This is a genomic window from Aerococcus sp. NPDC058936 (genome assembly GCF_042741995.1).
Classification (GTDB): Bacteria; Bacillota; Bacilli; order Lactobacillales; family Aerococcaceae; genus Aerococcus.
Window position 1 is genome coordinate 16,941 of the sequence record NZ_JBHYKZ010000011.1, and the last position, 19,702, is coordinate 36,642.

General features: G+C 39.1%; 27 protein-coding genes. All 27 read left to right on the top strand.

Annotated features, from left to right (window positions below):
* The 27 genes from ACFW0C_RS08815 (at position 1) to ACFW0C_RS08945 (ending at position 19,694) form a co-directional block, all read left to right on the top strand.
* On the top strand, positions 1–459 hold the full coding sequence (locus ACFW0C_RS08815; protein WP_378106849.1) for a hypothetical protein: 459 nt from the start codon (positions 1–3) through the stop codon (positions 457–459).
* Positions 446–838, top strand: a complete 393-nt coding sequence (locus ACFW0C_RS08820) for a RusA family crossover junction endodeoxyribonuclease (RefSeq protein ID WP_378106850.1) — start codon at positions 446–448, stop codon at positions 836–838. Before ACFW0C_RS08815 ends, ACFW0C_RS08820 begins: the two co-directional genes overlap by 14 nt.
* Entirely contained in the window at positions 835–1,326 is a 492-nt protein-coding gene (locus ACFW0C_RS08825; protein ID WP_378106851.1) for a single-stranded DNA-binding protein, read from the top strand. The genes ACFW0C_RS08820 and ACFW0C_RS08825 overlap by 4 nt, the downstream gene beginning before the upstream one ends.
* 11 nt (positions 1,327–1,337) lie before the next feature.
* The gene (locus ACFW0C_RS08830) at positions 1,338–1,880 is read left to right on the top strand and encodes a hypothetical protein (protein WP_378106852.1); all 543 of its coding nucleotides are present in this window, start codon (positions 1,338–1,340) and stop codon (positions 1,878–1,880) included.
* A gap of 10 nt (positions 1,881–1,890) precedes the next feature.
* The gene (locus ACFW0C_RS08835; protein ID WP_378106853.1) at positions 1,891–2,100 is read left to right on the top strand and encodes a hypothetical protein; all 210 of its coding nucleotides are present in this window, start codon (positions 1,891–1,893) and stop codon (positions 2,098–2,100) included.
* A complete protein-coding gene (locus tag ACFW0C_RS08840; protein WP_378106854.1) occupies positions 2,097–2,558 on the top strand; it encodes a YopX family protein in 462 nt (153 codons plus the stop codon). Before ACFW0C_RS08835 ends, ACFW0C_RS08840 begins: the two co-directional genes overlap by 4 nt.
* Positions 2,559–2,657: 99 nt before the next feature.
* Complete coding sequence (gene pnuC / locus ACFW0C_RS08845; RefSeq protein ID WP_378106855.1) at positions 2,658–3,284, top strand: nicotinamide riboside transporter PnuC; 627 nt, start codon at positions 2,658–2,660, stop codon at positions 3,282–3,284.
* A 138-nt stretch (positions 3,285–3,422) separates the two neighbouring features.
* Positions 3,423–3,629, top strand: a complete 207-nt coding sequence (locus tag ACFW0C_RS08850) for a hypothetical protein (RefSeq protein WP_378106856.1) — start codon at positions 3,423–3,425, stop codon at positions 3,627–3,629.
* Between the two features lie 13 nt (positions 3,630–3,642).
* The gene (locus ACFW0C_RS08855) at positions 3,643–4,065 is read left to right on the top strand and encodes an ArpU family phage packaging/lysis transcriptional regulator (protein ID WP_378106857.1); all 423 of its coding nucleotides are present in this window, start codon (positions 3,643–3,645) and stop codon (positions 4,063–4,065) included.
* 481 nt (positions 4,066–4,546) lie between these two features.
* Positions 4,547–5,008 (top strand): helix-turn-helix domain-containing protein, encoded by a 462-nt coding sequence (locus tag ACFW0C_RS08860; protein WP_378101251.1) that lies wholly within the window; start codon positions 4,547–4,549, stop codon positions 5,006–5,008.
* The gene (gene terL / locus ACFW0C_RS08865) at positions 5,001–6,392 is read left to right on the top strand and encodes a phage terminase large subunit (protein ID WP_378106858.1); all 1,392 of its coding nucleotides are present in this window, start codon (positions 5,001–5,003) and stop codon (positions 6,390–6,392) included. The genes ACFW0C_RS08860 and terL overlap by 8 nt, the downstream gene beginning before the upstream one ends.
* An 11-nt stretch (positions 6,393–6,403) precedes the next feature.
* Positions 6,404–7,744, top strand: coding sequence for a phage portal protein (locus ACFW0C_RS08870; RefSeq protein WP_378106859.1), 1,341 nt, complete (start codon positions 6,404–6,406; stop codon positions 7,742–7,744).
* A gap of 2 nt (positions 7,745–7,746) precedes the next feature.
* A complete protein-coding gene (locus tag ACFW0C_RS08875) occupies positions 7,747–8,646 on the top strand; it encodes a minor capsid protein (RefSeq protein ID WP_378106860.1) in 900 nt (299 codons plus the stop codon).
* Positions 8,647–8,748: 102 nt separating this feature from the next.
* On the top strand, positions 8,749–8,991 hold the full coding sequence (locus ACFW0C_RS08880) for a hypothetical protein (protein WP_378106861.1): 243 nt from the start codon (positions 8,749–8,751) through the stop codon (positions 8,989–8,991).
* A 105-nt stretch (positions 8,992–9,096) separates the two neighbouring features.
* The gene (locus ACFW0C_RS08885) at positions 9,097–9,696 is read left to right on the top strand and encodes a DUF4355 domain-containing protein (RefSeq protein WP_378106862.1); all 600 of its coding nucleotides are present in this window, start codon (positions 9,097–9,099) and stop codon (positions 9,694–9,696) included.
* Positions 9,697–9,709: 13 nt separating this feature from the next.
* On the top strand, positions 9,710–10,570 hold the full coding sequence (locus tag ACFW0C_RS08890) for a hypothetical protein (protein WP_378106863.1): 861 nt from the start codon (positions 9,710–9,712) through the stop codon (positions 10,568–10,570).
* 11 nt (positions 10,571–10,581) lie between these two features.
* Positions 10,582–10,884: a hypothetical protein gene (locus ACFW0C_RS08895; protein ID WP_378106864.1), complete on the top strand. Its 303-nt coding sequence runs from the start codon at positions 10,582–10,584 to the stop codon at positions 10,882–10,884.
* Between the two features lie 8 nt (positions 10,885–10,892).
* A complete protein-coding gene (locus tag ACFW0C_RS08900) occupies positions 10,893–11,234 on the top strand; it encodes a phage head-tail connector protein (RefSeq protein WP_378106865.1) in 342 nt (113 codons plus the stop codon).
* Positions 11,231–11,551, top strand: coding sequence for a hypothetical protein (locus tag ACFW0C_RS08905; RefSeq protein WP_378106866.1), 321 nt, complete (start codon positions 11,231–11,233; stop codon positions 11,549–11,551). The genes ACFW0C_RS08900 and ACFW0C_RS08905 overlap by 4 nt, the downstream gene beginning before the upstream one ends.
* Entirely contained in the window at positions 11,548–11,913 is a 366-nt protein-coding gene (locus tag ACFW0C_RS08910) for a hypothetical protein (RefSeq protein ID WP_378106867.1), read from the top strand. Before ACFW0C_RS08905 ends, ACFW0C_RS08910 begins: the two co-directional genes overlap by 4 nt.
* A gap of 4 nt (positions 11,914–11,917) precedes the next feature.
* Positions 11,918–12,325: a DUF5072 family protein gene (locus tag ACFW0C_RS08915; RefSeq protein WP_378106868.1), complete on the top strand. Its 408-nt coding sequence runs from the start codon at positions 11,918–11,920 to the stop codon at positions 12,323–12,325.
* Positions 12,326–12,340: 15 nt separating this feature from the next.
* Entirely contained in the window at positions 12,341–12,814 is a 474-nt protein-coding gene (locus tag ACFW0C_RS08920) for a phage major tail protein, TP901-1 family (RefSeq protein ID WP_378106869.1), read from the top strand.
* Positions 12,815–12,824: 10 nt separating this feature from the next.
* Entirely contained in the window at positions 12,825–13,127 is a 303-nt protein-coding gene (locus ACFW0C_RS08925) for a hypothetical protein (RefSeq protein ID WP_378106870.1), read from the top strand.
* An 89-nt stretch (positions 13,128–13,216) separates the two neighbouring features.
* A complete protein-coding gene (locus tag ACFW0C_RS08930) occupies positions 13,217–13,564 on the top strand; it encodes a phenylalanine racemase (RefSeq protein ID WP_378106871.1) in 348 nt (115 codons plus the stop codon).
* Complete coding sequence (locus tag ACFW0C_RS08935) at positions 13,565–16,867, top strand: phage tail tape measure protein (protein ID WP_378106872.1); 3,303 nt, start codon at positions 13,565–13,567, stop codon at positions 16,865–16,867.
* Positions 16,867–17,841, top strand: coding sequence for a hypothetical protein (locus ACFW0C_RS08940; protein ID WP_378106873.1), 975 nt, complete (start codon positions 16,867–16,869; stop codon positions 17,839–17,841). Before ACFW0C_RS08935 ends, ACFW0C_RS08940 begins: the two co-directional genes overlap by 1 nt.
* Positions 17,841–19,694: a peptidoglycan DD-metalloendopeptidase family protein gene (locus ACFW0C_RS08945; protein ID WP_378106874.1), complete on the top strand. Its 1,854-nt coding sequence runs from the start codon at positions 17,841–17,843 to the stop codon at positions 19,692–19,694. The genes ACFW0C_RS08940 and ACFW0C_RS08945 overlap by 1 nt, the downstream gene beginning before the upstream one ends.
* Positions 19,695–19,702 lie beyond the last annotated feature (8 nt).

Consider the following 19,702-nt stretch of genomic DNA (forward strand, 5'->3'; position numbering starts at 1 on the left):
ATGGCAAAAATCATGATTAGCTCAACAGCAGGAAAAGTAACTTTTGAAGCAGAAGAAATTACACAAAGAAAGGTAATGCTGCTATTACAGTTAATTGGCACCCAAGATGAGCCGACTGTAACCATTGATACAAAAGCTTTTGAAGAAAAATTTGTTCCAGAAAAAGAAAAAGAAAAAGAAGAAATGGAACATGACAAAAAGTGGTACGAATATGGCGATTCGGTAAAAGTGGCGATTGATTGCCCTGCATGTAACACAAAACAACAAGTTTATGGTCGATATGGAAATCGCTATACAAAATGCCCAGATTGCTTCACAAAATTACACAATGATCCCGCCACAGTTGAAGGATTTGGAGTGAAAGACGATGAAGGCAATTTCTATTCAGCTAATTCTATTCACTACACAGATGATGAACAAAGAGAGTTAAAGAAAGTGTTTGGTAATGATGGCGAATAAAGAGATCATCATTCCTTACGAATTAATGGACTTGAACACATATATAAACAACAACAGGGCTAATCGCATGAAAGGTGCTAAATCAAAACGAGCATTTACAAGGTTATGTGCGTTGTCAGCTAAAGCAGCGATGAACCAAGGCCTTGAAATCAAAGAAGATGAAATGCCTATTGATTTGCATTTTAAATGGTATGTGCCAAATAGAAAAAAAGATAAAGATAATATCGCCTTTGGTAAGAAGTTCATTTTGGACGGCATGCTAAAGGCGGGGTTGCTTGAAAATGACGGTTGGAAACAGATAGGCAATTTCAGAGATTCGTTTTATATCGACAAAGAAAAGCCAAGAGTAGTAGTGGAAATTGAAGGAGTAAGCAAATGAATGCAGATAACACAATAATTTTAAACGGACGACTAACAAGAGATGTAGAGCTATCGCATATGCAAGACGGCAAGGCAGTAGCTAAGTTTACAGTGGCCGTTAACAGAGCGTACAAGGATGCCAATGGCGATAGACAAGCTGACTTTCATAATTGCGTGATCTTTGGAAATCGAGCTGAGGCAGTTGCTAACTATTTCCACAAAGGCGACATGATAGGAGTAGCTGGTGAACTGAGAGATAACAACTATGAAAAAGATGGTGTGCAGCACTATAACAAACAGATTGTTGTAGATAGTTTTGGATTTAGAGGTCAGAATAGCCAAAATAATAACGCTAGTGGCTCTCAAAACAACAACGTGGGCGAATACAACCAACAAACACAAAGCACCGCACAGGGGCAGTATGGAGCAAATAACGCTAGTCAGTTTGGTGGTTTTGCTAATCAACAAAATAGCATCAACGTCACAGATGATCAGTTACCGTTTTAGGAGGGTAGAATATGAATTACTTATCAACTAGAGATTTATACAAATTACTGTCTTTTGAATTTGACATGACCCAAACCAAAATGCGTGAAGATTGTGAAGTAAGGATGTTCCTTTGGCATAAAGACGAAGATATTAAGGATATGCTACCTAAAATTGACAAAGGATTAGCCCAGCTTTTTGGACATGATTATCGTAGTCCTGAAAACATCAGGAAGTATGAGCGCCACAGAGACATTGCACGCGATATTGACCCGAATATAATCGCTCAATACCGAATTAATAATGGCTATAGCATTAGTAAACTAGCAAGTTTAGCAGACATACCATACGAAACTGTCCGCAAAATAGAAAGTTCAATTTCAGAGATTTCATCTTGGAGACAATATCAGAATTTAGCAGCGATTATTGGCAATGATTTATTAAAAGCTGATAGCAAGTATAAAGAGCGAAAAGACAAAAATCGCAAGCCTAAGAAGAAATCAATTACATTTAAAAATATTGCAACAAGAGGTTCAAAACTAAGTTGGGAAATGGGACATAAGGTTGTGTATTAGGAGGCAAATAATGGTGAGTAAAGTTAGTTTAGAAGATCCATTGACACATTTAAGACGTGAAAGAGAACGATGCTTAAGCGAACGAGAATTATACGAATCCCGTCTGTTTGACTTAATAGACACGGTGATAGTAATTAATCAGACTATTTTAAATTATGACAAAGCCATTGAAAAATTAGAGGAGGAACAGCAACAGGAAAGGGAGCGTGAGAGGGAATGAGGGATATTAAGTTTAGAGCGTGGGACAACGGAATGGAAATGATGGTCTACCAAGGTGATGATGAAATCTATATCTGTTTTGACGGTGAGAAGTGGAAGTTGCTTGATTACTATAGAACGCATTGGGAAACAGATGAATATGGTATGAGTGAAATTGAACAGCCGTGGGAAGTTGAAAATATTGAACTCATGCAATACACAGGGTTAAAAGATAGTAACGGTGTTGACATATACGAGGGCGATATTATCAGAGGAATGGATGTGTTATCGGCTAGAACAGGCGGTAGGGTAGATGACAGAGAAGTAGTAGGACAAGTTGTCATTGATAGCTCATCAGTTTGGGGATTTTCTATTGTGGTGTATGAAACTGAATACCATTTAAATGACTTTTTAGAAAACGACCAAGAAGCGAAAGTCATCGGAAATATCTACGAAAACCCAGAATTATTGGAGGACTAACGATGAAACACCCAGACATTGAAAAATTAAAATATCAAGCATTGTTGGATCGCATCGAAGAATTAGAGAAACGTGTAGAAGAATTGGAGAAAAAGAAAAATGACAACTAAACAAAAAGTTATCACACTACAAGTTATCGCCGCTGTATACATAATCGGTAGTACGATCTATAACAATTTAGACGGTATTGACTGGTTATCAACAACAACAGGTATGCTAGGACTGATTGGGAATATGTTCTTGGTTTGGAAATCAAAAACTACTTTCGCCTTTAATATGACAAACAACGTGCTTGGTTTCGTTTTAAATTTCCAAAACCGCTTTTTCGCAGAAGTAGGGATGAACGTGTGGTACTTTGGGACACAACTTTTTAAAGGTATCCCGTACTTTAAAACAAACACGGACGAAGCAGGGGAAGTTATCACTGATGGTGTAACAAACAAGAAAGCACTGGCTAAACAAGTAACAATCGGATTCGCTGCTATGGGTCTGTTCTCACTATTACTAAAAGGAAATATGGTGTTCTTGGATAGTTTCCAAAATGGTATAGCAATTGCTGCTCAAAACAGAAATATGGGTGGTAAAGCAGACGGGTGGTTATTATGGATAGCTTCAAACTTGATCAACATTGTTGTGTGGGGTTGGGTAGGTAACTGGGTTATGGTAGGTAGTTTTATTGCATACGCAATCAACGCCTATGCTGGATATCTAAATTGGAGTGATTAATATGGGCTTAATAACACAAATACTAGTGTGCATTGGCGCTTTTGCCCTAATTGTCGTGGTAGGTACTTTTGTAGGGATACTACTTGTTACGGTAGAAGACATCATTGCAGAGCGTGAGCAGGAAAGGGAAAGATCAAAATGGCGTACAAAAAAGTAACGGTAATTCAAGGGAAATCAGGTTGCTTAGAAATAGACGGGGAAAGTGCCTATGAGCATGTAGATAGACAGGTTAAATCTAATAAGCAAGATATCTATGTAAACGAGGATATCGGTAGTATGGTGACTGAGAGAATCATTAGGGCAAGTGATATTGAAGCGTACTATGTTAAGGATGTAATAAACTAGAAGGAGTGTTGGCATGCTATTTCCAGAAGTTGATGAAAAAGCTACAAAAGAAAAAGTGGATAGTTTACTAAAGAACTATCATAAGATTAGACGTCTGTCAGGCATGCCAATTGAGCAGAAGGTCACAGCAACATACAGCCTAGATCCGAAAAGCTTTACGGGTATGAATTCAAGCGCAATTGAGAATGGGACTATTAAGAAATTAGATGCAGTTAGCTTATATCGAGATATCAATGCTGCAATTAATACCTTGGATGCTTATTCTAGAAAACGCATATACGATAAGTACATTAATTCTACTAGGTACTATGACTATGAAGTATTTAGTGCAGAACAGATTAGTGAAGCAACTTACTATCGTGAAGTTGGTAAAGCTATGATAGAATTTGCGGAAGCTTTTCAAAGTGGTAGTTTGCTAGTTTTTGAAAATGAGTGATTATTGATTGAAAGTTGACAGAGTGGTGATTGATTATTCGTGTATTATGCTAATTGAGATAAGTAGCGATGGCTTATCTCGATTTCCTCCTTTTTTTGGATCACCATTCGTGAGATAAACGAGTAAAGTCCTTGAGCCACGGAAATGGTGCAAGGCAAAAGTTGGGCACCTCCCGACTATATATAACAGTGACTATGCTTGGTAGCGAGAATACAGCACGATTCTGTGGGTTCGATTCCCACAATAGTTATAGCAAGGCACAGTCAGCTCAAATAATGAAGCTCATTTAACCATCACTGACTAACCTTGCTTATTGAAAACTGCATAAAATGTACAGTAGGAAGTGTCGCATAGCCCTTTGAAATAAAGGTCGTGTAAGTCGACTATTCTGGTCATAGTATGTAGTTTTGAGTAATATCGCTCAGTTGGTAAGTCATCCTTAGGGGTGACTTTTTTTAATACATTGAAAGGTGGTGGGGCTATGGCCAAAGGTAAATATCAAGAGTGGGTAACTGATGAAGGGCTTTTGAAAATTGAAGGTTGGGCTAGAGATGGCCTCACTGATAAGCAGATTGCACATAATATAGGTGTTACAGAGCAAACCTTGAACAACTGGAAAAACAAATACCCTTCATTATTTGAGTCCTTAAAAAGAGGAAAAGAAGTTGTTGATAGGCAAGTGGAAAATGCTTTGTTAAAACGGGCTTTAGGTTACAACTATGAAGAAGTAACTGAAGAAGAATCTGAAGATGGTTTCAAGCGCAAGGTGGTTTATAAGCATGTTTCCCCAGACACAACAGCACAAATATTCTGGTTAAAAAACCGTAAGCCTGCTGAATGGCGTGATGTTAAACAGATTGACGGCAATATGAATGTCAACACGCAAAACCCATTTGAAGAAATTTCAACTGACGACATTAAGAAGTTGATAAGAGATGGCTAAACAGCACATTGTTATCAGACAAGCGAAATTAGAACTCGCAAGACGTGACTTCTTTTATTATTGCCATTTGACTGCACCGAGTTTCTATAAGCCAGAAAGACAGTTTCTTGTTGATTTATGCGGCGAATTTCAAGGTTTTATTGAAAATAATGATGACGATGTATTGGTTATCAACATTCCTCCCAGACACGGAAAATCACGGACGGCAGGAAAGTTTGTTGAATGGGTACTTGGTAAAGATCATTCTCAAAAGATTATGACCGGTTCGTATAACGAAACCTTATCCACAACCTTTTCAAAATCTGTTAGAAATGCCATTCAAGAAGTTAAAGCGGACGAGAACATTACTGTGCTTAACGATGTTTTTCCACAGACGGAAATCAAACGTGGTGACGGTGCGATGAACTTGTGGGGATTAGTCGGTGGTTATCAAAACTACTTAGCAACTTCCCCCGGTGGTACGGCAACAGGTTTTGGTGCAAACATAATCGTGGTTGACGACTTGATTAAAAGTGCTTTGGAAGCGAATAATGCAGCAGTTTTAGATGGCCATTGGGACTGGTTTGTAAACACAATGCTTTCACGTTTAGAAAGTGGTGGAAAAATTATCATAATCATGACGAGATGGCATTCTAAAGACCTTGCGGGTAGAGCACTAGAAGAACTACCTAAGATAGGTTACAAGGTCAGACACGTCAATATGAAAGCTTTTAACGAAGAAACAGAAGAAATGCTTTCTGACGACATTTTGAGCTTTGAAGAATACAGTCGAAAAACAAAAGCGATGTCACCGGATATCGCCAACGCTAACTACCAACAAGAGCCAATCGACTTGAAGGGTGCTTTATATTCGGGCTTTAAAACATATCGAGAAAGGCCAGAATTTAAAGAGATTGCTGCTTATATTGATACGGCAGACACTGGTAGCGATAATCTAGCAGGATTTATTTACGGCGTTACATTCGATGATGATGCTTATATCCTAGATACGATATACACCAAGGAACCGATGGAAGTCACAGAACCGTTAACAGCTCGTAAATTTGCCGAAAATTCGGTCAATGTGGCTCATATTGAATCAAACAATGGTGGACGTGGATTTGCTAGGGCTGTTGAAAGGCAATTGCCTAATAATCGCACTGTTATTTCGAAATTTACTCAATCTAAGAATAAGCAAGCAAGGATCTTATCAAATGCTACTTGGGTCATGGAACATGTTTATTTCCCAGAGAATTGGCACAACAAATGGCCAGACTTGTATAAGGACTTAATGACTTATCAGCGTGAAGGTAAGAACGCTCATGATGATGCGCCGGATGCATTAACTGGTATTGGTGAGAAGATGGGTACAGGCATCGTAATCAAAACATATAAAGGTTTTTAAGGGGGTTGAAAATGGTATTTGTATATTCACGAGAAAAGGAAATTACACCAGAAGTGGTTAACGATTTCATCAAAGAACACCAAGCAATTGTTCCACGATATGAGGAGCTAGAAAAGCTTTATAAGAGCCAAGCACCTATTCTAGAACAAGAAGATAAAGACGAATATAAGCCAGATAACCGTATTGTGGTTAACTTTGCAAAGTACGCTGTTGATACGTTCAACGGCTTTTTTATTGGTATTCCTATCAAGATTCAGCACGAAGATGAAGAAGTAACGCAAATGGTAAACGACTTTATCAATCGACAGAACCTAGACGATGTAATTGCTGAAGCATCTAAAATGTCTAGTATTTATGGCAATGCTTTTGTATATGCGTTCCAAAACGAAGAATCGGAAACGTGTGTGGTGCATAATAGCCCATTAGATATGTTTGTGGTGTATGACGACACAATAAGCAGAATGCCTTTATTTGCCGTTAGGTACTACCTAGACGAAGAAGAAACTATTGTCGGGCAGTTATTCACAGAAACCTATCAATTACAATTTAGAGCTGATGGCGAAAGTCTTGTATTTGAAAATGAAGAAGCCCATTACTTTGGCATTGTTCCTGTTATTGAATTTATCGAAAACGAAGAACGCCAAAGTTTAATAGAGCCAATTGAAACGCTTATAAATGCTTATGACAAGGCAATTTCAGAAAAAGCGAATGATGTAGACTACTTTGCTGATGCGTATCTATCAATCTTAGGCGCTGATATTGGCGATGGTATGAATAGCATTCGAGATAATCGGATCATCAACTTGTTTTCAACCAATGGCGAAATTGATGCAAAGAAAATTAAGATTGAGTTTCTAGACAAGCCAGACGGCGATACTTCACAGGAAAACCTATTGAACCGTATTGAGCGCTTGATTTATCAAACTTCAATGATTGCAAATATCAATGACGAGAGCTTTGGTAATGCTAGTGGCGTGGCTTTGAAGATGAAATTACAGCCGATGACGAACTTGGCCATCATGAAAGAACGAAAGTTTACAAAGGGTTTAAGCCAGTTATTTAAGCTTTTCTTTACTTTGCCTACCAATGTACCAAGCGGTAAGAAAGACGAGTGGAGTGGGCTAAAATACACCTTTACACGCAATATTCCAGAGAACATTGCCGATGAAGCTTCAACTGCTGTCCAGTTACAAGGGATTGTGTCAAAAGAAACGCAACTTTCTACACTATCATTTGTGGATAATGCAGCAGAAGAAATAAAGCGAATGGAAGCTGAAACAGAACAGGAATCATCAGATGGTTATAATACTGATGAAAACGGTGATTTTATTGTTGATGAAAGTGGTGAATAGCCATGGTGCACAGCAAGGAGTATTGGGAACAGCGACAAATTGACCTTTTTGCTAAACAAGACAAGAACGATGATAAATTTGTGGCTAAAATGTCCAAAGAGTATGATCGTGTTGCTAGGAACCTAGAAAAGGAAATCGCACAATATTATGCTAGATTTTCAAAAGATGATGTCATTGAATATCGTCAAATGGTTCAGCAATTGTCTGAAAAAGAGCGAACATTGTTATATCAAAACTATGATGCGTTTATGAATAAGCACCCAGATTTACGCCACTTAATGCCTGTAAGGCAGTCTATTTATAATCTGAATAGGTTAGAGGGCTTACAACTTTCAACACAACAGCAGTTACTTGAATTGGGGTTAATCGAACAGTCAGAATTTAATAAAACACTCACTAAGGCTTACGAGAATGGTTATCTGTCCAGTATGAAAGGATTAGACAACGCTCAAGCCTTTTTTCGTGTAGACCCACTTGTGATGCAGGCGACACTTGATAGCAAATGGCTAGACGGAAACAACTATTCAGATAGGATTTGGGATAACAAAACAAAGCTGATTAACACATTGAACAACGAAATACGTGATGGTTTAATCCGAGGCGATAGCTACAATATCATGATTAAAACTTTGCGACACAGAACAGACGTTGGTTTAAGCGATTCAACTAGGTTAGTCCGAACGGAATCGGCTTATATATTGAATGAAGCGAATGCTAAAGCCTTTCAAGAAGCAGGTATCTTAGAATACGAAATAACTGCTGTTATGGATGCTAGAACAAGTCCAACGTGTAGAAGCCTAGACGGCGAACGATTTAGCTTTAAAGAGCGTGTTGTGGGTGCCACAGCGCCACCTTTTCATCCGTGGTGCAGGTCGACAACTATTCCAGTTGAAAATAATTAGGAGCGTGATTCTTATGTATCTTGACTAGCAAAGTGCTGAAGGAGAATTAATATGCAAGTAACATGCGACAATTGCCATAAAGAGTACGACGTGGTCATGCGAATGGACAGAATCGGCGACATTGAAAAGAATTATTTTAAATGTACGCACTGTCAAACTGAATATATTACCGCCTGTATTGACCCAAGCCTTCGTAAAAAGCAATTGAAAGTTAAAAAGCTATATCAACAATTAAAAATGCTAAAAGGTGAAAAGGAAATAATCAAGAAAGTTAATCAGATTAATGATCTAGAAGCTGAAATTAAGGCTGATATGGCGGAATTAAAAGAGAGACTTAACCATTAGCAAACGCTAGTGGTTTTTATTTTGTCCAAGCATTGATGACATAAAAAGCTATGGATACGTGCAAGCATTTATTCACGATAAAAGATATGGAAGGAGTTAAATACAATGAAATTCAACTTACAGTATTTTGCTGATGACAACGAGCCAATCGAAAACGGCGGTGAACCGGTAGATGAATCAATCGAAAACGCAGAAACGCCTGATGAAAAGGAAACTCCGGAGCTTAAATATTCAGACGAAGATGTGGATAAGATTGTTCAGAAAAAGCTGGCAAAAGCCAAAAAGGATAAAGAAGCCGCAGTCGAAGAAGCCACCAAGTTAGCAAAAATGAACGAGGACCAAAAAGCAGAATATGACCGTGAGCAGTTAGAAAAAGAATTAGCTGAATTGCGTCGGAAAGATGCTTTTTATAACTTGTCAAAAGAAGCCTCAAAAATGCTATCAGAGCATGACATTACGGCTGATGATGAATTGCTTCAAGTAGTCGTCAAAGACGATGCAGAAGGCACTAAACAAGCCGTAGAAAGCTTTGTCAATCTATTCAATGCCAAGGTTAAGGAAGGCGTTAAACAAGCGCTAGCAGGCAATTCGCCTAAATATCCTAATACTGGCAAAACACTTACAAAGCAACAGATTTTGGATGAAAAAGATGCAACTAAACGGGTGAAATTAATTCAACAAAACCCACAACTTTTTAAACAATAAGGAGAGATAAATTATGGCAGTAGAACCAAACTTAACAACAGAATTAGGAACAGCATTATCAATTGATTTCGTGGAGCAATTCGGGCAACGTTTCCGTACGTTACAAGAATTATTAGGTGTACAACGTACATTACCAATGGCAGCAGGAACATTAATCAAAACTTACACTTCATCTGTCACATTAGACGGTACACAAGTAGCGCCGGGAGATATTATTCCATTATCTCAAGTTACCTTAGAAGATGGACCATCTCACGAGTTGGAATGGGATAAGAAACGTAAAGCCGTAACTATGGAAGATATCCAAAAATATGGTTTTGATCGTGCGGTTACATTAACTGACAACAAATTAATCAATGAAATCCAAAAAGGCGTACGTACTAAATTGTTAACTCAATTATCTACTGGTACAGCAACTGCTACTGGTACAGGTTTACAACAAGTTATGGCTAAAAACTGGGCAACAGTTACAGCTAAATTTGATGAAGATGATGTTCAAGTGGTGTCTTTCATGAACCCATACGATGCCGGTGATTACTTAGGGAATGCAAACATCTCTACTCAATCAGCATTCGGTATGACATACATTGAGGACTTCTTAAACAACAGTGTTGTATTCATGTCCGCACAAATTCCAGAAGGTACTGTTTACTCAACGGCTGACGGGAACTTAGTTGCAGCGTACGCTTTGATGTCTGGCGGTCAAATTAACCAAGCGTTTGATTTCACAACTGACTCAACTGGTTTAATCGGTGTAACTCATGACATTAACAAACAACGTTTACAAGCTGAAACAGTAACTGCTTACGGCATTGAGTTATTTGCTGAACGCTTAGATGGTATTGTAGTCGGAACAATCGCACCAGCAGTTTAGGGGGATAATCTATGAACAAGGTCATTAAAGCATTTGTGGACAAACAAGACGGTGGACGACTTTATGAACCGGGGGTAGGTAATACCTATCCTCGTGAAGGTTATGAGCCAACTGCTGACCGCATCATTTTCTTGCGTGACAACGGATATATTGAAGCTTTAGAAAATGAGGTTACGGAAACAAAAGACGGTATTCAGAATCTAAATAATTTTACAAAAGATGAATTATTAGCATTAGCTAACGAGAAAGGGCGAGAAGTTACTAATAAGAACACTAAAAAGGAAATTATTGAAGCTTTAGAAGCAGAAAAGTAGGTGGTTAAATGGCACTTGCATTTGTAAAAGATCGTGTGATTATTCGAAAGCCAGAGCTTGAAGAAAGTCCGGTATTAGATGAACTTGTCAAAACTGCATCTGACCGAATTAACATTCGAGTGGGTGAAACTGAATTACCAGTTGAACTTGAAACGGTTGCTGTTGAAGTGGTTTGCGCCTTGCATAATCGTATGTATTACGAGGGTATCAAATCTGAAAACGCTGATACATTTAGCGTGTCATTTGTAGACGATGTTTTACGTGAATACGAAACAGACCTACATAGATACCGTGAAAAGAAAGCGAAAGATGATATTGAATATCGTGGAGGAGTGGTGAATTTCTTATGAGATTTAAACCACTCTTTTTATATTCAAATCAGTTAGTTGGCGAAGATGAATTATTTAACCCAATTTACGATTTAGTCGAATTTAAAGAAACCACAGGACGGTTTACTACATGGACCGAAAAGGAAGTCGCATTAGACGTTAGAAACGTAACTACAACGAGCCGAAAGATACTGACATGGGAATTACAAGCAAACTTGCTTAAAGCCTCAAGAATAGAATTTGAAGGCAAATTTCATAACATCAAGGAAATCATCGGTGACGATACAGACCGTTGGCGTATTTTAGTGGTTGACCGCTATGGAAGTGATGAACCGTGAACATTGAATGGCATGGCGTTGAAACGTTAAGCAAAAAGCTGCTTGAAAAAAGTGAAGCTGATTTTGCAGAAGTTGGCAGAAAGAATATCCGGGATATTTATTCACGTTCGCAAAAGAACGCTTATAGCGGCGGTAATGTACCCGCTGAAGGTGGTACACCGGTAGACACAAATGAATTGCGTATGTCGGCTAAGTATCGTGATGATGAAATGGGCTATTCAGCCCCTTATGCACCGCATGTCGAGTACGGTCATGTGACTAGAAGTGGGAATTTTGTTCCCGGTCAATACTATTTGAAGAAAAGTGTCGATGCACAACGTGAAATATACAAGCAAGACTTAAAAACCAAGCTAAAGGAGTGATAGCGTGTATCAGAAAATGAGCTTTACAAGCATCATTGCTTCAATTATCAAGCAAGTGCGAGTAAATACAGGTCTACCATGCTATGATAGCGTACCAATTAATGCACCAAAGCCATTCTATGTTGCAGAAATGGTTGGTAGTTTGCCTGAAAAAAGCAAAACTATGATGAAAGACCGCTATCAGGTCGTCATGCATGTATTCGCTGAAGGTGGTTCATCAGTACCGATTTATAATGCCATTCAAAAACTTGAAGAAGCGTTAACTGTTGATATTGATTTGCCGGATGATTACGAAGTGACGTTGCAAATTCCGACTGGCGTCAATCAGATTATGGATCAAGCTGACGGCAGTAAACATGCTGTTGTTGGCTTTGATTTTGTTGTGTTTAGCGGATATAAAATGAAAATTTAAAGGAGTGTATAAAATATGTCACAAGAATTAGAAACACAATTAAAAGGACAATTAAACAAAGCGATTGCAGGTAAAGATATTCTCTTATCTGTGTGGGATTCAACTGGATCTAAACTAATTGCGGTCGCAGGCCAACAAGGTCTAACTATCAACCGTGATAAAGATACAATCGAAGTAACTTCTAAGGACTCACAAGGTTGGAAACAAAACATTGTAGGTTTCAAAGAATGGTCAATCGACAATGATGGGGTTTATGTTCGTGACCACGATTCACACAAATTGATGAAAGAAGCTTTTGACGGTGATGACCCAGTATTAATCAAAGTAACTAACCAAAAGGCTAAAACTGACTTATTTGGCGGTTTAGCATTAGTGACTAGCTATCCTATTGAAGCGCCTTATGACGATGCTGTGACGTACACTGTAACCCTTACAGGTACAGGGGCTTTAGTCGACTTAGAAGATACACCAACACCAACACCAGTCTAGGAGGTAGAGAATGTTTACGATTGACGACGAAGTTTACACTTTAAAATTTAATAAACGCAAGCAAATGATTATTGAAAAACAAACAGGTAAGTCCTTAATGGCTGAATTTAACCAAACAAATGGAATGGTTTCGCAATTAACGTTGCAAGCGATGTTTACCGTTGGTTTAGTTGAAGAAGGGGAAGACAAACCTGTAAATGGACAAAAAGCGATTGATATTTATGACAAAGTATTAGATAACAACGGTTATCAATCATTAGTCACTGCCACTATTAACAAATTTGTGGAAGATATGGGTTTTTTATTCCGCTAGATCTGATTGAATCAGAATTTACAAGCGATAAAGACCTAACGCCAAGGGAAATAAAACTAATAGAACTAGCTAGCGACTTTCAAAGTGAAATGGAGCTAGCTTTTTTTGTTGTTGATTTGGGTATGAGTTTATCTGATTACCGGTCATTGACTGAAGCTGAAAAGCTTTTTATCAAAAAACGGAGTGAACAGAAATTCATCCACGATACAACTTGGCATAGGAACGCAACATTAAATGCTGAAGCGAATATCAACCGTGGGAAAAACAAGAAGTTTATTGACTTATTTCCTAAAACGAACAAAGCAGACCTTGAATATAACCACAAGGCAATTGAAACCGTTCTGGAAATGGATGCAACTCAAGGTAAGTCGTGGGTTGACAAGATTTTTCAAGCAAACGGTATGCAATTAACAAGTAATAAAGAAAGGAGCAATTAAATGGCAGATTATGTTTTAAGCGCTAAGCTGACGGCGGATGCTAATGGTTTTTCTAAAGTATTTCAACAAGCGAATCAGCAACTGACCAATTTATCAAAAGGCGTGCAAAATGCCGGGCGTGAGATTACTGGTTTCGGTAAAAATATGTCCCTTACGGGTGCCGGAATGACAGCAGGGTTCACTGCTCCTTTCTTAAAAGCAATCAAAACCACTAGCGACTTTCAAGCGTCTATGACTAGAGCGGGGGTAATCGCAGGAGCAAGCTCATCAGAATTAGACAAAATGACTGAATCGGCGCTTGAGTTAGGGGCCACTACGTCATTAAGTTCAACAGAAGTGGCGGATGCAATGACAGAAATGGCCGCTAAAGGTTTTGATGCTACTCAAACAATCGCAGCAATGCCCGGTGTAATTTCAGCCGCCGAAGCGTCTAGTGAAGATTTAGCATTAACTGCTGATACAGTGGCCAGTGCGTTAAATGGTTTTGGTCTTGAAGCTAGCGAATCTGGACGTGTTGCAGATATCTTAGCAATGGCGGCGAATGCATCGGCTGCGGGTGTTGGCGATATGGGTCAAGCATTTAAATATGCGGCGCCTATTGCGAATTCATTAGGAATTAGCATTGAAGAATTGTCGGCGTCTGTCGGTATTTTAACCGATGCAGGACTTGAAGGAGGGCAAGCGGGTACTACATTACGTACAGCGTTAACCCGTTTGACTAAACCAACCAATGAAGCAGAAACGGCAATGGACAACTTAGGTTTCTCCGCAGTTGATTCGAATGGTAATTTCAAAGATTTAACCACAATTGTTGGCGAGTTGAACTCATCAATGGATGGAATGACTGAAGCACAGAAAATGGCAACATTATCTACTATTTTCGGTACTGAAGCTGCATCGGGTATGAACCTACTTTTAGCGGCAAGTCAAGAAGAATTAGCAGGATTAACTACTGAACTAAAAAACGCAGAAGGAGCCAGCGCTGAAGCAGCAGCCGCAATGAAGGATAATCTAGCTGGTGATATAGAAAACTTTACCGGTGCGATTGAATCCGCAACAATAAGCCTTGTTACAAAATTAGATCCTCTATTTAGGGAAATAGTTCAATTTGCAACTGGGGTAGTGGAGAGCTTTGCGAATCTTGATGATGGAACACAAACACTAATCGCCTTTGGGGCACTAGGTATTGCAGCACTTGGTCCATTGTTAACTATCTTAGGTGTAATGACCATGGGTATCGGTGGGCTGGTAACAGCTATTGGTTTCCTAATTAGTCCGGTTGGCCTTGTGATAAGTGCCATAGTAGCTTTAGGGGCTATATTTGGACGTCAAATGGCTGTCAATGAAGCCTTTAGGTCAAATGTATTTAGTGTATTTGAAGCGATTAGAAGCAAGGTTACAGAAGTGATCAATACCATTATTCCGATAGTGTCAAATCTATGGTCACAAGTTCAACCAGTGCTTGAAAGTTTTGGTTCTAGTGTAATGGGTGTGTTCCAAAGTATTATTCCAATGATTGGTCCTGCATTATCAGGTATTGGCTCAAAATTGAGCGAAGCCTTTTCAAGTGCAGTAACGGTTATTCAAAATGTATGGGCAACAATCCAACCGATAATTTCTGGTTTTTCAGATACATTCGGTTCTTTTTTTACAAAAATGGCAAGCCAAACGGCTATTTTTACCGGTGTGTTTGGATTATTAGTTGCTAAACTTTCAGGACCCCTAACCGCTTTTTCCGGAATACTTATAAAGGTATTTACATCAATCGGTCCAATGTTCTCAAGTATTGGCGGAATTATTACCGGGGTAGTAGGCAAAATAGTTACCGTTATATCCGGATTATCTTCTGGGGCTTTGTCCCTTGGAACTGTCTTGAAGGGAGTAATGACGGTAATAGGAGGTATTGTTTCTCCTGCGATGATTGTAACTGGTGTAATAATGGGATTAATTGCAGGTTTCGCAACTTTAATGGCTACTAATGCTGAATTTAGAAATTCTGTGATTAGCATGATACAGCCCGCTATTGAAACCATAAAGACATCTTTTAGTCAGCTTGCAGCGGCAGTTATTCCAATGCTGACACAAGCAATGACCAGCTTAGTACCAACAGTCATGTTGATTGGTCAAACCTTTATGGCGATTATAACGGCGGTTTTACCAGTTGTGATTTCGCTGTTTAACCAGTTAGTGCCAATTATTATGCAGTTGGTAATGGCATTTATGAGTGTGGTAGCACAAGTAATGCCACTGGTCGCAACTTTAGTGAGTGCTTTGCTACCAGTAATTCAAAGCATCATACAAGCGGTAATGAACGTTGTTACATCGGTGGCTCCGGCAGTTATAGCGATAATTCAGATGATTGTTGCAGCTATTAATGCGATGCTACCAATCATCATGTCTATTATCACGATTGTGGTGCAAGTGGTGTCGGCGGTAATTGCCACCATTTCGCCAATTGTCGCTTTTATCGGAACTGTAATTTCTGCTATTATGTCAGTGATCACACCAATCATCGTGTTTGTAGCTGGGGTAATTAGTTCCATAATTGCAGTTATTACACCAATTATTGCTGTTGTCACTGGGATATTTAACACAGTTTTCACGGTTGTAAGTGGCGTTTGGCAAAACATTATGACCTTTATCGGTTCAGCAATTAATGCCATTGGTCAAATTATTAGTAGTTTAACTGGTATTGTCGGCGGTGTATTTAACAGCATTTACAGCACTGTTACTGGCACCATGCAGAATGTATCAAGCGCAATCACAAACGTGTTTAGCGCTATTCAAAATGCGTGGACAGGGTTGCAAAGCTTTGTTAGTGGCGTGTTCAGTGGTATCGGTAGTGCGGTCCAGCAACTTGTAAACCAAGTTAAAGGGTTTGTTAACGATGTTATCGGCGGTGTAAATGCTGCGGTTGGATTAATCAACAAGATTCCGGGCGTTTCAATCGGTACCATTCCATATTTGCAACATGGTACAGATAACTGGTCTGGTGGTTTTGCAATGATGAACGAAGGTGGCCGTGGTGAGTTGGTTAACTTACCGAATGGTGCCCAAGTAATTCCACACGATGTCAGCATGCGCTATGCCCGCGAAGCTGGACGGATGAATGCTGATAACACTGGTAGTAAATACGTATTCAGCGGGACAGATACAAGTAGAATTGAAAGCTTGCTAACTAGAATTGCGGAAAGTGGCTCACAGATTGTCCTTGATACAGGCGAATTTGTAGGGGCTACATATCCACAATACGATAGAGTAGGCGGAAGTCATGCAAGTTTAGTAGAAAGGTGGGGTGGATAATGGAACAAATCATTGAAAAGATTAATTTTGGTGAATTTGACAGCCAAAAGCGTAAAATGCATTTGTTAGAAAGGTCTGCCCCAACACCAGCTAGAAAAGAGAAACGGGAATCGCTAGCGTATATGCAGGGTGATTACGATTTTTCTGGACTAGACGGCCAAGAGTATCACGAATCTAGAGAATTATCCTACACATTTTATGTTTTAGAACGTGATTATGAGTACAGAAAGCATAATCAGACGGTAATTGAAAGTGAATTGATGAGATATGGCGAAATACCGCTATATGATAGCTATTCAGTTGGGTATTACTACCGTGCGAAATGTATGGGAGTGCGTGTAACGGATGACCACTTATCCAACAGATTAATTATCGAAATTACTTTCAAAGGTTATCCTTTCAAAACAAGTATTTTACCAGAGGGTCATGATATTTGGGATTTATTTAATTTTGACTTGGATGTTATTCAGTCAACCAGTTTTGAATTTAAATCGAATTGGAGTAATTTCAAGCAATTGAATGTTGGCGACATGGCTACCTATGGCGCATGGGCAACTCAATATTATGATCCGAATAGCTCAACAGGCGGTGGCGCTAGCATTAGCCCACGTTTTCACGGTATCACTTATAGAATTGTTGATAAGATTGCGGTAAAAATCTCTGATTTAAGGCCATCTAGATATGCTTATAAGCTAGCTAACCATGATGGCTGGCTACTAGAACAGGATATCTTGCAAGCTCAAACGGAGTTTTTGGATATTATCCTAGAAAATTCTGGAATTGCTGACGTACCACCTAAAATCACAACCAACCATAAGGTCACAATTGTACGTGGCAATGAAATTTACAATCTAATGCCCGGAACATACGAAACAGAGCAATTTGTTTTAAAATCGGGCAAAAATAGTCTGCAACTATATATCCCTAATGTTACTTTGAAGATTGATTTTACTTGGTATAAGGAGCTGATTTAATGTATCGTGTGACAATTTACGATGGACCAGATGACCCAGTTGGGGAAATTATCCACATGGACGGTGCTAAAGTTCGGAAAGCTCCTTTTAAGCTGAATTTGAGAAAAGAAGGTATTGATGATGTTTCAATCAAGATGAATGTCAACAATCCCGGATGGCTAAAGATGCACCCAAAACGTACACTGATTGAAATTTACAATGAACGTACAGGTAATTATATTTTCAAGGGTAGAGTATTAAAGACCACAAGAAAAATGAATGAAGCTGGTATTTTTACGAAAACTTTCGCTTGTGAGGGTAGACTAGCCTATTTGCATGATTCAGAGCAATCGTGGGAGAAAGTACAAGATACTACTATTGCTGATTTTTTCAAAAAATTGATTGAAAATCATAATGAGCAAGTAGAATCTTATAAGCGTTTCAAAGTTGGTCGTGTAACGGTCAAAAATAACACTGACAACGTTTATAGGTATATCGGATATGGTAGCACCTATGATGAGATTAAAGAGGACTTAATGGACTCTCTAGGTGGATATTTGCAATTACGTGATGAGCCGGACGGTACTTATATTGACTACCTTGAGGAAATTGGGGAAGTTCGAGAAGAGCCAATTCATTTAAAAAATCGACTGCAATCTTTTGAAAGTGAAATTGACCCAACTGAAGTTATTACTCGCATTCGAGTACTTGGGGCAACAATTGATGAAGAACTAGAAGATGGCTCTGAAGAAACACAAGCTGTAAGTAGTCCTAGAATTACAATGGCTAGTGTGAATAATGGTAAAGATTACATTGTGGATGAAGCGCTAGAAAATGAATTCGGTATTCAATACGGGACTATTATTTATGATGACGTCCGTGAGCCTACAACACTTTTAAATCGTGCCAAATCGTACAGAGATGCGCAGCAATCAGCAAAAATAAGCTATTCAATTACAGCGTTGAACATTGACCTAATTAGGACTGACGTTGAAGCTTTGGTTCTAGGGAATACTTATCCAATTATGGCCAACATTGAATTTAACACAGTTGATTATTTGCAGATTGTTGAAATGACAATTGATTCTGAAAACTTACAGAAACACCAATTGACAGTCGGATCTACATTCAAGACTTTAACGCAATATCAAGCACTGCAAGCTAAACGCTTAACACAAGTATATACGCTGAAAGCAACAGTTGATAGGCAGTCTAGACAGTTGAATTTAGTTTCTTCTGGTCAAAAGCAACTTTCGGAACTGTATAATGCCGTTTCTGAAAATGCTGGTAAGGTACCAGATATTGAGGAACAATTAAAACAGATTTTAGAAAGCCTTGAAAATGGCGGTGGAAGTGATGTTGACGAAAACGGTTATGCAACCAACCGTGTTTTCCCAGTCGACTACACGCTACCTGGCATCAATTTCTTCGTACGAGCAGGTAAATCACCGGGGTCAATTGAGTACGATATGACGTACGGTATGCGTGACGGTGTGCTGCATAGCGGTCAGGATATTGGTACTAATGGCGATAGAAACTATGCAGCACACGCAACGACTGATGGCGTGGTCCGTAAGGCTGAATTTATGTCGGGTGGTATTGGTAATGCTGTGTATGTGGAACATACTGCTGACGGTTACTGGTCTAACTACATGCACTTGAAGTCAATCAGTGTATCAGTTGGTCAGACGGTAAAAGCTGGTGACGTGATTGGTGTAATTGGTGGTACGGGCGGAGATTACGCACCGCACTTGCACTTTGAATTATCGCCTGACGGTGTATTTCATTCTGGTGGGAACACAGTTAATCCTCAGCAATATTTAGGAATTACTGGGGATAATCAGACGAGCTTACCTAACCCAGTAAATAGATAGGAGGCAGA